Source organism: Rhodococcus sp. KB6, assembly GCF_001445685.1.
GTDB lineage: Bacteria > Actinomycetota > Actinomycetes > Mycobacteriales > Mycobacteriaceae > Rhodococcus_F > Rhodococcus_F qingshengii.
In genome coordinates, this window is record NZ_LNAK01000021.1 from 68,216 (window position 1) to 82,945 (window position 14,730).

15 protein-coding genes are annotated in these 14,730 nt (G+C 61.8%); 1 reads left to right on the top strand and 14 read right to left on the bottom strand.

Translation table 11 applies throughout. From position 1 onward, the window contains the following. The 5 genes from ASU23_RS04265 to ASU23_RS04300 all read right to left on the bottom strand — a co-directional run. A partial coding sequence (locus ASU23_RS04265) for a GMC family oxidoreductase N-terminal domain-containing protein (protein WP_156423097.1) occupies positions 1 to 921 on the bottom strand: 921 nt, incomplete at its 3' end. A gap of 3,658 nt (positions 922 to 4,579) precedes the next feature. Further along, positions 4,580 to 5,314: a hypothetical protein gene (locus ASU23_RS04285; protein WP_058037375.1), complete on the bottom strand. Its 735-nt coding sequence runs from the start codon at positions 5,312 to 5,314 to the stop codon at positions 4,580 to 4,582. Beyond that, positions 5,302 to 6,180 carry an RAMP superfamily CRISPR-associated protein gene (locus ASU23_RS04290; protein ID WP_058037376.1) on the bottom strand — a complete coding sequence of 293 codons (879 nt, stop codon included), beginning with the start codon at positions 6,178 to 6,180 and terminating at the stop codon, positions 5,302 to 5,304. The genes ASU23_RS04285 and ASU23_RS04290 overlap by 13 nt, the downstream gene beginning before the upstream one ends. After that, on the bottom strand, positions 6,180 to 6,593 hold the full coding sequence (locus ASU23_RS04295) for a hypothetical protein (protein WP_058037377.1): 414 nt from the start codon (positions 6,591 to 6,593) through the stop codon (positions 6,180 to 6,182). The genes ASU23_RS04290 and ASU23_RS04295 overlap by 1 nt, the downstream gene beginning before the upstream one ends. Then, positions 6,590 to 7,183, bottom strand: coding sequence for a hypothetical protein (locus ASU23_RS04300; RefSeq protein WP_253741194.1), 594 nt, complete (start codon positions 7,181 to 7,183; stop codon positions 6,590 to 6,592). The genes ASU23_RS04295 and ASU23_RS04300 overlap by 4 nt, the downstream gene beginning before the upstream one ends. A gap of 239 nt (positions 7,184 to 7,422) precedes the next feature. Between ASU23_RS04300 and ASU23_RS04305 the strand changes: the two genes are divergently transcribed. Beyond that, the gene (locus ASU23_RS04305; RefSeq protein ID WP_058037379.1) at positions 7,423 to 8,277 is read left to right on the top strand and encodes a phosphoadenosine phosphosulfate reductase family protein; all 855 of its coding nucleotides are present in this window, start codon (positions 7,423 to 7,425) and stop codon (positions 8,275 to 8,277) included. A 639-nt stretch (positions 8,278 to 8,916) separates the two neighbouring features. On the opposite strand, the gene ASU23_RS04310 is transcribed toward ASU23_RS04305, so the two are convergent. The 9 genes from ASU23_RS04310 to ASU23_RS04355 all read right to left on the bottom strand — a co-directional run bounded on the left by ASU23_RS04310 (position 8,917) and on the right by ASU23_RS04355 (position 14,609). After that, positions 8,917 to 9,288, bottom strand: coding sequence for a hypothetical protein (locus ASU23_RS04310; protein WP_253741196.1), 372 nt, complete (start codon positions 9,286 to 9,288; stop codon positions 8,917 to 8,919). Positions 9,289 to 9,592: 304 nt separating this feature from the next. Then, positions 9,593 to 10,540, bottom strand: coding sequence for a C40 family peptidase (locus ASU23_RS04315; RefSeq protein WP_058037380.1), 948 nt, complete (start codon positions 10,538 to 10,540; stop codon positions 9,593 to 9,595). 186 nt (positions 10,541 to 10,726) lie between these two features. Then, on the bottom strand, positions 10,727 to 11,101 hold the full coding sequence (locus ASU23_RS04320; RefSeq protein WP_058037381.1) for a hypothetical protein: 375 nt from the start codon (positions 11,099 to 11,101) through the stop codon (positions 10,727 to 10,729). 680 nt (positions 11,102 to 11,781) lie between these two features. Next, entirely contained in the window at positions 11,782 to 12,705 is a 924-nt protein-coding gene (locus ASU23_RS04330; protein ID WP_058037383.1) for a hypothetical protein, read from the bottom strand. Next, on the bottom strand, positions 12,702 to 13,085 hold the full coding sequence (locus tag ASU23_RS04335) for a hypothetical protein (protein WP_058037384.1): 384 nt from the start codon (positions 13,083 to 13,085) through the stop codon (positions 12,702 to 12,704). The genes ASU23_RS04330 and ASU23_RS04335 overlap by 4 nt, the downstream gene beginning before the upstream one ends. Further along, complete coding sequence (locus tag ASU23_RS33205; RefSeq protein ID WP_179154711.1) at positions 13,082 to 13,429, bottom strand: hypothetical protein; 348 nt, start codon at positions 13,427 to 13,429, stop codon at positions 13,082 to 13,084. The genes ASU23_RS04335 and ASU23_RS33205 overlap by 4 nt, the downstream gene beginning before the upstream one ends. Before the next feature lie 116 nt (positions 13,430 to 13,545). After that, a complete protein-coding gene (locus tag ASU23_RS04345; RefSeq protein ID WP_058037386.1) occupies positions 13,546 to 13,857 on the bottom strand; it encodes a hypothetical protein in 312 nt (103 codons plus the stop codon). 121 nt (positions 13,858 to 13,978) lie between these two features. Continuing rightward, on the bottom strand, positions 13,979 to 14,326 hold the full coding sequence (locus tag ASU23_RS04350; protein ID WP_058037387.1) for a hypothetical protein: 348 nt from the start codon (positions 14,324 to 14,326) through the stop codon (positions 13,979 to 13,981). Between the two features lie 10 nt (positions 14,327 to 14,336). Then, positions 14,337 to 14,609, bottom strand: a complete 273-nt coding sequence (locus ASU23_RS04355) for a DUF1524 domain-containing protein (RefSeq protein ID WP_253741198.1) — start codon at positions 14,607 to 14,609, stop codon at positions 14,337 to 14,339. Positions 14,610 to 14,730 lie beyond the last annotated feature (121 nt).

Genomic DNA, 14,730 nt, shown 5'->3' on the forward strand with positions numbered 1-14,730 from the left:
GCCTGCACCGACAATGGATTCGGAGTTCGTTCGAGTCAGCTCGCCGAGCTTGTCGGAGAGCTTGGGCAGCGCTCCGGTGTCCTTCATGTCGAAGAGCAGATGCTGAGTGCCCCACGTTCCGGCCGCGAGAATGACGTTCGCAGCCGTGTAGGTGCGGCGGTTCTTTCGTCCGAATGCACCGGTTCGCTCGGTGAACACGTCCCACGAACCGTCGCGAGCCTCACGAAGCCCGGACACGGTGGTCATCGGAATGATCTCGGCGCCGGCCGTCTCGGCAAGGCCCAGATAGTTCTTGAGGAGCGTGTTCTTCGCTCCGTGACGGCAGCCCGTCATGCACTCGCCACACTCGATGCAACCGGTGCGCTCGGGTCCGACGCCGCCGAAGTACGGGTCCTTCGCTTTCTTGCCCGGCTCACCGAAGTAGACGCCGACAGGGGTCTGGATGAACGTGTCGCCGACGCCCATGTCGTCGGCGACCGACTTCATGATCTCGTCAGCGGGCGTCATGTGCGGATTCTGCACGACGCCGAGCATCTTCTGAGCCTGCTCGTAGTACGGGGTGAGCTCGCTTCGCCAGTCGGTGATGTGCGCCCACTGCTTGTCCTGGAAGAACGGCTCCGGCGGCTGGTACAGCGTGTTGGCGTAGTTCAACGACCCGCCGCCGACGCCTGCGCCCGCGAGAATGAGGCAGTCGCGCAACAGGTGCACGCGCTGAATGCCGAAGCACCCCAGCTTCGGAGCCCAGAGGAACTTCTTGAGATCCCAACTGGTCTTCGCGAAATCTTCGTCGGCATACCGTCGGCCGGCTTCGATGACGCCGACCTTGTAGCCCTTCTCCACGAGACGAAGCGCGCTCACGCTTCCGCCGAACCCGGATCCGACGATCAGTACGTCGTAGTCCGTTGCCCGTTGCTTGCCCATCAGTGCGCCTCTCGATTCGCCGAAATCGGCGGTCTACAAAATCGATACTTCGTATATTTGTTGAACTAAAGTAGCGTATTGCCCAACAGTTTGTGAAGTAGATCATATTTAGTGAGGTGATGGGGTGTTTCGGTCGCCACGAGCCCTGCATTGAACGGATCTATCCGTCTCTCAACACCGGAGCGGCACGCGACATGCTGCCCAGCGATCACCACCCGGCCTATCGGGGCCACCGAAGGTAGCCGCCGACGTTGATGCCGTTGAGGCGGGCCGAAGTCCACACCCGCTATCAGCTACCAAGCACACGACAGATGCGGCCATGCTCAACGATCCGAAGTCACGGGCCCGAATCGAAAAGACCGACCACCGAGCCCACTTGCGCAGCGAGCGCAGCAGGCGAAAAGACAGTTGGCACAAAAGGATTGCGGCACTTCGGGCAACTTCCTCAAGCCCCTCCCGTTGCCAGGAAAAGTACAGCGTGGAACAAGATTCAAAAGAGAGCGGAAGGCGACCTCGTGCACGCCCGAACCTACGCAGGTCCTAGCCGAGTGGTTGGATCGAGGGCTCGGGCACGCTACCTGGCGAGTGCGAGCCATCGCGGTCTACTTTGTCGCTCCCCCACGCCCAGCGGCGAACGTTCCAGGTCACCGTTAGCGGTCAACCGCAGATTAAAGCGACGGCAAACCGTCGACCAACCCCAGACACGACCCGAAGTCGTCCGCGTCAGCTCCAGCCGGCCTCGGCCACCGCCGCCGACGGAGCCGACGCGAACAGCCAGGTCGTACGGGGCCTCCTTCGGGTCGACAGCCGCGTGCCGCACCGGTGGGCAGGACCTTTGCCGGCCGAAGCGATGCCCCAGCACGTGTGGGATACCGACGAAGCGATCCGGAAGCTACGTCCGAATACGTTATCGCCACCGCACTTGCTTGTTGTTGGCACTGTCTTTTCAGGCAGGTCACGCTTTCCATGCCGGTCACGAAACGCGGGGAGCGGACGCGATCAATTGCCACGCTTTTGCTCAGGACCAGACGAGGTATGTCACGACGGCGGCTACGAGCCAACGCTGCTCGCACGAGTCGCGAGATCCAGGACGAGGATGCACATCGGCCATTGCAGGCGTTGATCATTCGGAATCTCGCGGATCGCCTGGCTCTGTAGTCGTGCCCCCCCTACGCGACCCCCTTACGATGGATACAGCGACGAGCTCAACACCAAGAACAGTGCCGCCTTGATTCGGCACCAACGTAAGCACTCCGATCACGAGGACCGCAACCAATTTGAACAGTGCCTCGCGGGCACGACCCCCGCGCTCGGGGGCTTTCCAAAATGCGGCGAGGCCCCAAGGGGAAAGGGCAGTAAAACAATAGACCTGTCAGGACAGCTCCGGCTACCGTGGCAAAGAGGTGTCTGCCCAGTCCTCAGGTCGATACGCCGACATGGTTCTCCGTCCCTACAGCCGTGAATGCGAACTTTCTACGAATGCGGTGCCCAGAACTTTGGCTGAGTAAGGGTCCTGGCCGTCATCAATTCTCGGTCCTCGACCACCTTGCTCCCCATCGGCAGTGCAGTTTGCTCGACTTCCTCTCCACACGAACGCAGCAGTTGTGTCGGATCCATCCTCAAGTGGCCGTGAAAGCACCGGGCCAGCGGGAATCGCCGAGAACATGGTGTCGACCACTGTCTTGAAGCACGTCATCCGGCAACCGACATAGATCCACCAACCGTCGATCTTCGGAGCCGCTGCGAGTGCCGCGGGCGCGTGACAGATCAGTCCGGTGGGACGGTTTCGGGCGTGGAAGTAAGCCAGGAGTGCCCCGAAGTCGACGTTGAGTTCATCGTCATTGAAAGCGTCCCGGTGCGGTAGGTTGACGAGTGGAGCATGTCCTCCGGGGACGAACACGGCATCGAAACCGGCCAATCTCTCAGACTCGTGAACGATCTGTTCGAGATGTGCGGGCTCTGCGAGACCGAAGCTCGTTCGCCAATGCGAATGCCAAGCAGTCGACACGAACCTCGCCATCCTGCGCAGGCCCGTATCGCCGACCGGACAGCTTATCCGGGTTCAGGAAAGAATGCTTCGGAATCAGTACGTTGGCACACTGCCCGCTCCTGCCAATCGACATTCCCAGCGATATCGCCCGGGTGAATCTCGGTGATGGTCATCGAAACCACATCTCCTCTACACATCGACCTCTCGGATTGACGGGCGAACGGTAGCGAGGGACCTGGAACTGCGTGAACCGGAGCGGAAGGCCGACCGCCCTTTTCGACTTTCACATCGTGGACGCGAAGCGCGCGTCCTACCAGATCAGTGCACTTCTATGTACTGCAAAACGACCGGTAGATTTCTAAGCGTTCGCTCCCAGACATGCGATCCTCTGACGCCGGCAACCCTTGTCCGGCGGCCCAACCAACCGACGGGATACACGTGCCAACTCCAACTTCTTCCACGCCTGGCCCAGTCATGACGCGGCTCGCAACAGCGTTGTTCAGGAACGCACAAAGCGCCGGCCGAAACTTCAGGGACGGAGAACTTCACAACATCCGCCAAGGTGAAGAAGGAACCACCGAGCGGATCTTGCTGAACCTCACGAAAACCATTCCCGAACTCCACGTCGGAGCCTTCAACCGCAGAGAGGAATCCCGCTACGGTGCGGACTGGGAATGGTGGATCTCGGACGGGTCGAGTAAATGGTTTCACCTTGTCATCCAGGCCAAGAAGCTTCAAACGCCTCCGGCGCACCCGGCGCACCCGGCGCACCCGGCTGGAAAATACAAGATGAAGCACACAATTCGATCTTCCGGCATGCAGCAGATCGACCTACTCGACCTTTACACACCCGCAACCACGGCGCGCGAAGCCTGTATGCGCTCTCTACAACCCTGCGACTCGCGGCGTCCGGTACAGCGATCACAGATGCTGCCTCGGTCCCTCCGGTGACCGAATCACTGCTGTCAGCGCAGATGTATTTCTCAAGCGGTTCCCACGTACCAAGGGTCTAATCGATGATGTCCCCCTAGCCGCGATCCGTGAGTACACGCTCCCCTGGTCGTGCCTGGCAAACGACCGTGTCGCCACACACGCCGTGCCACCGCCACCAGGGCCTTCCCCGCTGAGGCCTTCCCCGCTGACGTTCATGCAATTTGCTCAGTGGACAGTTATGCAAGATGACAACAGCAACTCGCTTGGCACGTTCGATTCGACCAGCGCGGCATATTCATTGCTCGTCAACTCCGCGACAATGAAAGCCCTTGCACAAAGCCAGGACTGGTTCACGCGGAACTACCGCCACTACCTCGACGACTGGAAGCGGGTAGAGAGACCGGGGTTGCCCGAAGAATGGAAGGACGCGCAGAAGATTGCCATATCTCGGCGCGAATCTTCCGACGAGCTTTTCGCGGAACAGCGAATCAGGATCTTCGACCGCGCTGAACTCCCCGCCTACGTGTCTGCCATCCTCAGCAACGAACCGATCCCCGAGGACGTCCGGCACCCCTTCTCAGACCGCGGTGCTGCTCCCAAACAGGTCCTCACACTCGTCGCACCACCCCCACCAGACCAGCCGACCGAGCCCTCGCCCGTCGAGTGGCAAAATTCGACGCATACGACCTGGTACCCGCATCGAGTAACAGGCCCACCAATCCCGCAGTCGAACAGTTACCGGGGAAGGTGAAGTTCGCGCATGCGCGTCCGGTGCATGTAGGGCGGACGAACACCTGCCAGCCCGAACCCCGATGTGACCGGCGCATCTCGCGAGGCCACACATGGGGCCGGTGTCGTGCGTCCCAGCGTGCCGTCGGCGTGCTCATGCGAGTACTTCCAGGGATCCTCACCTGCACGGTTCTCGAACTCCCACCGCAGAACGCGACCCTCACCGTGTGCGCGCTTCTTCCCGATCACATCGAGACCGGACAATATTGCCGCGACGGCCGTCAGGTCACCCACGCCGCGCCAGGTGACAGTGCGAGAGTTGGTGATCATCAACGGCATGTACCTCGCCCGGTAGCGGCCCTGCCGATCCGAGATCACTGCCGGCACGCTCGACGCGAGTTCCTCGAGCCCTCGGTGATCAGTTCTGCTCGCCCAGTGCCGCACCACCGGATCTCCGGCCGGGTCTTCGGGGAACGAACACGTCGCGCACCAATGCCAGTCCGCACCCGCCAGAGTGCAACGCGCAAGAGGCAATTCGAGATCCGGCGGGGCCTTCTCCGGCGAGAGCGCCGGCACGTATTCGCCGCGGTCGAGGGCGCCTGCTTTGTGGTCGGCCCACAGCTCCGCAGCGAGGATGCCGTCCAACGCGATCCCCCAGGGGCTCGCATGTGCCAACCCGGACGAGAGATGGGCCCTGACCAGGAAGGGAGCGAAGGCAGTGCCTGCGTTCACGTCAGCCACCCCAGTGCCTCGATCACGTCTTCTCGTAGCGGTTCCAGTTCCGCTCGCCAGTCCGCCACCTGCGGTCCCGGGCCGGTCAACACGGTCAGCTCCGACTCTGCGCGGACTCTGCCGTGCCCGATCGCGCTACGCCCACCCAGGAAGCCGTCTCGCGAGAATCGTTCCCACACGTCACTGAAGAAGGCGATGTCGCGGTCGGTTGCCCGGTCCAGCCTCAGGAATGTCTCGAAATGTGTTCCTGCGGGCAGCGTCTCGACCTCGAAGCGCATCAACATCGACGTCTGATGCGCCGAAGTTCCCGAACCGGGCACGGCGTCGGCATCGAAGGGCGCAGGGAAGGACTTGGTGCCGGCGTCGTCGAAGCGGCTGTAACTTTCCAGGGACATGAGCTCGAATTGCGACATCAGCACTCCCGGGTAGGGCCTGCTCATGATCGATTCTGTTTCCTTCACTCGGGGAACGACTTTGCCGACTTTCAGGCATCCGTCGATCGGCGGCGCACCGCCTCCGTTGCCTCCGAATAGACTGATCGGCGGGACCAACTCGCGCAGGCGCTGACGCCGGCGGCCGGTCAGTGAGTCGCCGGCGACTTTGCTCAGGTTGCCGCCGTTGCGCAGTGCGTGCGCCGCGGAGAGAGGTATCTGTCCTTCGTAACCGATCACATCGCGGAACAACTCCTCGGCGGTGCGTCGCAATGCTCCCCGCAGCGAGTTCCCCGACACGACCGGTACCAGCACTTTCCTCCCGTCGGGCTGCAGGATCGGTTCGCGGCGAAACAGTGTCGTCGTCGTTTCCGACTCCTCGCCCTTCTGCGAGATCGACGACAGGGCAGTCAGTTCGACATCCCATCTCACGGTCGAACGCATCAGCTGACCTTCCTCGCGGCGCGGGCAGCGGCAACTGATTCGGCCACGATGCGGGTGCGCAGGACATACGCCGTGGGACGCTCCCGCAGCAGCGTCAAAACCGGCTCCGAGTCGGCCCGCAGAAGAGCTGCCAACTCCAGCCGCTCATCGGTAGTTCGCGGCTCGGATTCGAGCGAGCGTGAGACCACTGACCACCAACGATCGAGGTCGGCTCCTCCGACATACGTCGCGACGCGGACTCGGTTCGGCAAATGCTGCGTCCAGTACGTCGCCCGGCGTCGGCCCACCCACGAATCCCAGTCCACGCCGTAGTGCAACAGCAACAGCAGCCGCTCGGCCACACTCTCCGCACCCTGCAGTTGTGGGAGGCCTGCGGGGGCGGCAGCGAGCCAGCGGTCTGTCGGCGTCGTCATGCGTGCGCCTTACTACGAGACGGTTTCGTGGCCAACAGCGCCAACGCCCACCATCGGTCGACGCGGCGGTACGGGGACAGGTGATCCCAGTCCTCGAAGATCGCCGGCCACCGACGCGCCGGCACTGTGCGAAGCACTGCATACGGGGCTGCACTCTCGCCGAGCATGCGTTCACCGAAGCCATGAGAGCGCAGCCGGCGCATCGCGGCAGCTGCTGCGACATCGCGATCCGACCACGGCAAGCAGGTGTCTTCGACGGCAACGGCACCCCACCGGGCGTGCGCCAGGATGTGTTTGCGGGCCGGGCGACGCAACGGCACCACCAGCGCGATCTCCGACGTCAACGGGGCCGACAAGGTCCGGGCGAGGCGCGGCTGCGTCAGTTCGGTCATCGCCGGCGCGTTGGTGATCAGATGCATTCGGGTTCGCAGCTCCGAGGTCTGATACGCCCAACGGCACGGTGCGCAGAGCCCCTTCTCGGTCGGAGCCTTCCACGAGTCGAATGCGGTGAAAGTTCGCGAGATCGCCGAACGCGCGGGCTCGATCGGTGTGTCGGCCTTCGCGCAGCGCGCACACCGCCCCAGCTGCACAGAACCCTTCTCAGATGAACGATTCGTCGATGCACTCGTCGATGCGAACGCCGCCTCTACGACCTCTACGCACGAGGTCACCTCCTGTAGTTTTTCTTTCATCACGCTCCTCCTCCTGTGCAGGTGCCCCGAATTGGATCGGCTTCGAGGCCTTACATACACAGGAAGATCCGCCCCAAGGGCCGCGTGTGACAACAACGCCAGAAATACCCATCGAGCACCCAGGAAGCGGCATAGATATGAGTGGCACCCCTCGCGCGGACGGACTAGATCTGACCACACTGCGCGCACTGCGGCGCCCACGTCCCAACCTGGCCGCGATCAAAGAGCGCATCGAGGAACACCTCGACAACCACGACGGATATCTCGCCTTCTCCGGCGGCAAAGATTCACTCGTCGCCCTGCACCTGACCACAGCGGTCGAGCCGAACATCCCTGTCGTCTTCTTCGATTCAGGGCTCGAATACCCACAGACCTACGAGTACATCGCCGACCTCGCCGACGCATGGAACCTCAATCTCGAAGTACACCGAGCCGACCCGCCCCTTCTGACCGTCCTCGCGGACTCCGGCGAATGGGATCACCACCTGCCCACACGAGCAACAACGCGAGCGCTCCGCGACATTCTCATCGGAGCACCCTCACGCGCGGCACATCAGACTCACGGACCCGGAGAGATCTGGGGTGTACGTGCTGACGAATCAGCGAAAGGAACCGGACGCTGGTCGATGTACTACAACGCTCTCAGCAGCCGAGTCACCGAAGAATGCACCGACTGCTGCACCACAGCAGCGCAGCAGCGCCAAACACATGGCGGTGCTCTCGACCGAGCCGACGGCACACACGTTTTCGGGCCGGTCTGGAACTGGAGCAGCGAAGACATCTGGACACACATCGCCGCGCACGACCTTCCCGTCAACCCCGTCTACGACAAGCTCCGCCGCCTCGGCACCCCCGAGCAGCACCTACGGGTCTCACACATCCTCGACGGAGCGTTCCTCGAACGCGGCCGCATCACCAGACTCAGACGCGGATGGCCGGCACTCTTCGAAGAACTCGCCCGAGTCCTCCCCCGCATCCGCGAATTCGTCTGACCTCGAAACCACATACTCTCGAAAAGAGCTACGCTTTCGGCGTTATTGAACTGCGCGCAAACAGTTTTCACCTTCGCGAGGGAAGCACCACTATTCCCTCACCAATTCAGTCACACACCTGGACCTCGACAGTGGAGGTCGCTAGCGTCGCATAAACCAGTGCTTGCATCGCAATAACTTTCGCGCGCTCCATGTCCGTTCCCATCACGTGCTCCGATTCGTCGACGCGCGACAAAGCTCGGTCAGCCCAAAAAGTCGGACCCTGAACTGTAACCATGAGAATTAGCTCCTAAAAGATTTGGCGGGTTCGTGTTGACCCGCCAAATCTTCCACACATGTGCAGCCGTCCGCGACCCCACTTTGCAACTCGGCGTTGCCCTCTCACTACGGAGACAAAACAGCAGCAGGTCGCCACCTCGACCAATCTCGTGGGGAATCTTCCCTCACAAGATCAGGACCGCCGATGGTGCTGCGGTCTAGGTCGGTGTGGCGACCTGTTGCTCGTCGCACATTCGAGATTAGCCGAGGGCTACGACAAATCGATCAGAAAGGGGGGCGCCGGCAGACTGTTTCCTCTGCTCTTGCGGCGCAGCGTCGAGTCCCGATGTAGACGGACCGGGGTGCACGTGGTCTGCGGTTTTAGGCCGAGCTGTCGTGCGCGGAATTCTGTTCGGACGTCTGGGGTGCATTCGCGGCGGCCGTGTTTTCTGCCGGCGCCGTCGAGGATCGCTTACTCGACGCTGCGGCCTTCTTCTTTTTCGGTGCGCTGTATCCCATAGCGGCGAGTTCCTTGACGGTCCACCCGCCCGCGATGGCGCGTTCATGGGCGACGCGGATCGTGTCCTCTGCCTCAACCCGTGCCGCGTCGATGGCAGCAAGCTCAGCTTCCGCCTCGCCGATCGCACCGACGAGAGCGACTCTCGTTGCAATCGCCTCCTGCGCCAGCGATTCTGCGGCCTTGCGTGCTGTCTCCAGCGCTTTCTTGTGGCTTGACGGCGTTGTCGCGGTCATGGCAGTGGTATCTCCTTCACTCGAGGTTGTGCTCGCATCAATCTCAGCGGTGCTCTGTTGAGGTTCTCCGCTGTCGTTACGCAAATCGTAATGGCCTGCGACTGTGCTGTCGGGTGCGCCGTCCGTCACTGTCATCCCCTCCCACTGTGAGTGAGCGCAGACGCCGCTGCAGGCCCCCACTGAATCAATAGCGTCGTCAGCGCCGCCGGGATCAGGGCTGCGGCCCCGACACCACTCAGCGTCGAAACACTGCGACCTGGCCGCTCGGCCCCGCAGTTACTCACAGTGGAAAATAGGTCCGTCATCAGAGGAACCTGGCCGGGATCATGTCCGAACGGACTGCGCTGATCTGCACCAATTGACCGGTCTGAGGTGCCTCGATCATCTTGCCCTCGCCGAGATAGATCGCGACATGATTGGCGCCGTCAGCCTGCCAATTCCCGAACAGCAGGTCACCCGGCTGTGCCTGGCTCATCGGAATCTGGTGTCCGGCGCGGAACTGCTCCTGCGACGTCCGAGGCAGCACCTTGGTTCCGCCGCTCCCGATGAAGTACGCGAAGCGGCTCAGTCCGGAGCAGTCGTACCCGGCGATCGGGCCGCCCGTTCCATCGCCCATCGACGGACCGGTCAACAAACCGCCGCCCCACTGGTAGGGAAGTCCGAGTGCCCGCATCGCAGCTTCGATGACAGCGCGAGCGAACTCGACATTGCGAGGCAGGTTGGGATCGAACTTCAGATCCGGCACCGCCGACGGTGCGAACAGGCCTGTGAGCGAGGGTATCCCGGCAGCGTTAGATGGTTGTGCGCTGAACACGGAGGGCAGAAGCGCAGGCCCGCCGGCAGGTGTCGTGTCATTCGCCGATGCGTCTTCGACAGCGGATCCGTTTGGCGCCGCCACGGCCGACGGAACCGAGTCCGGTCCTGGAGCAGGAAGGGCGACGTCGGGGATCAGAGCCTGTGCCTGCGGCGGGAGGATCTCTTGTATCTGCGCCGCAGCGTCTTTCAGTTCCGGGGGTAGCGCACTTTCCGCCCCGGACTGCCACGCAGGAGGAATCTGCTCCTGCAGCTGCGTCAGGGCAGTTGTTGCCTGGTCCAGGTACGGCTGCGGATCTGGAATGAACTGGGCTGCAGCCGGTGCCTGTTCCTCGACTACCGAGGTGATGGTGTCGGTGATGACTGGCTCTACGCCAGCTCCCTGCGCTGCCGATGCGCCGGCTACTGCGACGCCGACGATGAGTGATGCGATGTCCATGATGTCTTCCTTTGCCGGATGTTGGTGCGGCCGAGGGGAACAACTGTCTCGATGACCGCGGGGACTTTCAGTGCGATCCGGACAGTAGAGACGGACCTGGACAGCTCAGGTGCCTGCAAGCAATCGACGCACAAAAGGCCAGGTCAACGTCCCTCCCTGGCGAGCGCTCCGACGGCTCTTTTTCTTTCACCCGAGTAACTCGTACCCGAGCCGGAGGTCCTCGTCGGAGACAACGATGAGGTCATCGTCGTGTGTGCGCACCAGCCATTGCCCACACGAGAGCGGTATCCAGCGCCCTTCGGAATACACGGCAGCGAATGCACCGGCGTCGACGAATCGCGCGTAAGTGAGGGAGCCGAGTTGCTCCCACACATCAGGGTCATCGGCGAGAGACACCAAACGGTATGCACCAATCGCCTTGTCGGGAGTCGAGAGATCCTTCCACGCGAATTCCGTGAGTTCGTCGAGCGTGGTGTTACCGGGAATCGCATGAATCGAGTGAGACACAGGAGCCTTCACCCCATCAACGGCACCTAGTGGCCGAATTTCAGTGATGCTCATGGAGTCCCTCCCTCGGATTCTCGAGGCCACGTCTGCGCCCTCACTGCAGCGCAATTCGAGCAGTAGTCCTCGTCGACGAAATGTGTCCACCCTGGCTCGATCGCGGATCTCACGACACTGCACGATGACAAGTAGTTCGCCGGAACTTCTCGAGTAGTTCCACACGCATCACAGTTCACGGTGATCGACATCGTCAATTGTCAACTCCCGGATTCACCAGAGCTCCGCCAGTTGCCCTTACTGTCATGGTCTCTGGCTCCGGAGCAATGATGGTGACAGGAACTGCGCCACGGATCCGCTCCTCAAATCTCAGGCAGAGCCGCGCGTACACCACCAACCCTGTTTCCGAGTTCGTCATAGTGCCACTGATCCACCGTTCGTCGATCCCGTCGATGATCTGTCTCAACGTCGGCCGACGTTCCCACTCTGCTTCGCGGGCGTACCGGTTGATCGCCGCGGCAATACGTTTAGGTTCGACGCCATGTCCGTAGATGCACACCGGTATCGCTGGATGAAAGTCGGGTGGAACGAGAAACCACTCTCTGAAAAGCCCGCGCAGCCTGCCCAGTGGGGTACTGGTGATTCGCACTCCGTAGTAGTGCTCACTGAAATTCTCGGGGCCGACTGGACTGAGGACATGCGTGCCCAGTTTCGCTCGACTCGTAGCGCGTCGTCCATGCTTAGCGATTTTCTCGACCACTTTCCCTCACTTCTGTTCTCTCACTTGCGTCGAAGCGGCCGGCGCAGTCTTCGAGATCTGCAATCGTCCGCCACGCGTGCTCCCAATCCCCACCTTCGTGAGGGTCCAGTACTTCCACGGCGTTTCGTAGGGCTAGTGCAGCGACACTGAACGCTGACACTGCGGTACGGGCAACCGGCGAGTTGACGAGATCCCTGTACGGGATGTTCTGCCGCAGACGGCACCGGCGGCACAGGCGTCCGTCGATATCCGAGTCCAGCCCATCGTGGTACCAGTCCGGCGTGACGCACCGGCAGTGCGTCTTCACTTCTTCTGTAACGGCTGGCAGGGAGTTCGGGCAGGGTTTGTTGGTTCCGCCGCCGCCGGCCGGGTAGCGCTCGTGAATCGTGTTGTGAGACCCATTCAGTCCGAAGCAGATCGGGCACCGCGTTACCGCCTTCGCATTCGTCTCCTCTTCCGCAGGTTCGGCAGGGGCGGAACCATCTGAACCGCCGACATTGTCGGCGGTTGCCGTACCGATATCGGGACGCGCCTTGGCGGGTTCGGTTTCCAGGAACCGTGCGAGCAGACTGTGGGCGGCTTCTCGGCTGGCGATGTTGCCGTACTGCAGCGCGCAATTCGACACCTGTCGTATCTCGTCCGCCTCTTCAGTGGTGATGCGCCGGTGACCGTTGAGCTGTAGCCAGTAGAAGACAGCTTTTCCTGCTGCCAGGAAGAACTCGTCGAGCTCTGAGCCGTAGGGGACACCTTCACTGGCTTCGATCGCGACTCTTCCGATGTCGATCGCGAGTTCGTCTGCGGCTGTGAGGTTATCGGCGTTGAAACCTGTTGACGGTTCCGCTGCAGGGGTGAGGGATCCGGTGCCGTGCTGGTGCGCGGTGGCGTCGGGTCGGGTGGCAGTCATCTGTGGTGTCCCCTTTCGATGTGGGCCTTGTTCGTTCGCCTCACGTCAGCGGCAACTGTCACCTTGTGGGTATGTCGATGCAGCGACGTCGAGGAGTTCGACACGGCCGTGGTTGTGGTGCTGTGAAGGATCGCGAGCGCGGCACGGATATCGCGGGCTGCGGCGGCGAGGTGGGTGGTGATGTCCTGATTGTCGGCTTCCGCGGCGAGGAACAGTTCCAGCTCTTCGGGGTACGTTCTCGGGCCGGTGTAGAGCCCTCGGAGTTCTTCGCGTGCATCGGCTATCCCGGCGAGGGCATCGTCCAGGGCCGCGAGCATCGCTCGGAGCCGCCGTTCGACCGGGTCGGGAAAAACTTCTGCGGGGCGGTATGTCTGAGTCATGAGCGGGAAACTCCTGTCGTGTCATGTCCCGTTTCGAAGACGGGTTCGTATGTGTCAGGAGGCGGAATAGGCCCCGGGGTATGCCGATCGGTGGGTGGGAGGACCGCGACGACGCGGGTCTCTAGGCATTTCGACGGCCGGCGGCTCACATGGATGTCTCCGGCGATCAGCTCGCGCATCCGATCTGCGATGTCGCCGTCGTCTTCGTAACCGCTGCAGAAGATTCTGTCGTCCGGGCCGCGCACACCGCGCTCGGTGTCGAGGATCGTGTAGTACGGGACCCTGCGGAGGTTGAAGGGGCTGGTAAGGATCGCGAACCTGCCATCGCCGGATGTGGCTCGCACTCTCCACCATCGCCGGGACTCCGCGAATTGGACGCGATGCCCCATTTTGAGCGCGGTTGCAGCGACCGCGGGTGATGAGGGGGGCGCGATTCGGTCGCCAACACTCGATTCGTTGCTCACGACTGCGCCTCAGAAGGCTTGGTGGGTAGGACTTCAGGGGGAAGGGCGGCGAGTGTGGCGTGGATCTGTGCGGCGCGTTGGAGGGTGCCGCGTACGCCTGCGGGGTACGCAAATCCACGGGCGTCAAACGGGTCGGGTTGCAATGCAAGGATGGACACGCGCTCGGCGAGCGCGGCGTGCTCACTGCAGGTAAGGGATTTAAAGCGGCCCGGCGCCGGGATATCCCGTAGGGCGGATTCGAGGTGCAGCCAGGGTTCTTGGTTCGAAACCGCGCCGTCCTGTGTGTCTGTGCTGTCGATGTTTGTCATGGCTGAATTCCTTTTTTCCGAGAGGTTGGGATCATTTCGTGACGGAGATTTCGAGATTGAAGCCGAACAACATCGAGAGTCCGTAAAGGTCGAATGCAGGACACCCGTTTCACCTTTGGTTTCAGTCGATAGGACCGGGGACGAGGGTCAACATCTCGACCAAGCGGCCGGAGAACAGGAGGTAGCCCATGACCCCCAGTGCAACAAGGACGAGAAACGCACGGAGGAGGCGAATCGGTTCTCCTCTGTCGCTGGCGTCACTGATGCCGTTGACCATGACCGTGCCTACCGTGATTACTGCGAAGAACCCAAGAATGGGGAGCCAGGCTCCGGTCGCAACGCCTCCCCAGATTGCGGCTCCCCCGGTGAGACCTATTGTCGCGATTACCCCGATGAGGCGGGTTCGCCTCCTCCTTGCAAGAATTTCGTTCCACAGCAGGTTTTCGTCCTCAGAATCTATGGAGCTCATCTTCTTCCCCTCATTTCTGTGCGCAGGCGGTGCGCGCCGCGTCTGCGTCGGCGGCAGTGATCATCAGGTGATATTTCGCGGCCACGGTGAGATATCTGATGGCGTAGTCACAGTGGAATGCAGCGTTGGGGGGAAGCCAGGTGTCGAGGCCTTGATCGGACTTCGATTGGTTTGCTTTGCCCTGGGAGGCAAGTAAGTTGACGTCCGTGTCGTTGGCGAAGTTCACCCTTTGCTGCGGAGTCCAATTCGCTGCCCCCGCATCCCAGGCTCTCGAAAGTGCCACGACATGTAATCCGTAGCTAGTAGGTAGTGCCGTTGACATCATCCTGGGCTTCCTTCCACGGATTCGGGATATGTGGGCGACGGTGTTATCTGCAGGCAGCGAGGTACGCCGATGACACCGC

What these genes read in the sequence shown, in the direction of transcription:
- ASU23_RS04335 (WP_058037384.1), bottom strand. Translation starts at nt 13,085, where the DNA reads ATGACTCAGACATACCGCCCCGCAGAAGTTTTTCCCGACCCGGTCGAA.
- ASU23_RS04350 (WP_058037387.1), bottom strand. Translation starts at nt 14,326, where the DNA reads ATGAGCTCCATAGATTCTGAGGACGAAAACCTGCTGTGGAACGAAATT.
- ASU23_RS04330 (WP_058037383.1), bottom strand. Translation starts at nt 12,705, where the DNA reads ATGACTGCCACCCGACCCGACGCCACCGCGCACCAGCACGGCACCGGA.
- ASU23_RS04295 (WP_058037377.1), bottom strand. Translation starts at nt 6,593, where the DNA reads ATGACGACGCCGACAGACCGCTGGCTCGCTGCCGCCCCCGCAGGCCTC.
- ASU23_RS04290 (WP_058037376.1), bottom strand. Translation starts at nt 6,180, where the DNA reads ATGCGTTCGACCGTGAGATGGGATGTCGAACTGACTGCCCTGTCGTCG.
- ASU23_RS04320 (WP_058037381.1), bottom strand. Translation starts at nt 11,101, where the DNA reads ATGAGCATCACTGAAATTCGGCCACTAGGTGCCGTTGATGGGGTGAAG.
- ASU23_RS04315 (WP_058037380.1), bottom strand. Translation starts at nt 10,540, where the DNA reads ATGGACATCGCATCACTCATCGTCGGCGTCGCAGTAGCCGGCGCATCG.
- ASU23_RS04345 (WP_058037386.1), bottom strand. Translation starts at nt 13,857, where the DNA reads ATGACAAACATCGACAGCACAGACACACAGGACGGCGCGGTTTCGAAC.
- ASU23_RS04310 (WP_253741196.1), bottom strand. Translation starts at nt 9,288, where the DNA reads ATGACCGCGACAACGCCGTCAAGCCACAAGAAAGCGCTGGAGACAGCA.
- ASU23_RS04305 (WP_058037379.1), top strand. Translation starts at nt 7,423, where the DNA reads ATGAGTGGCACCCCTCGCGCGGACGGACTAGATCTGACCACACTGCGC.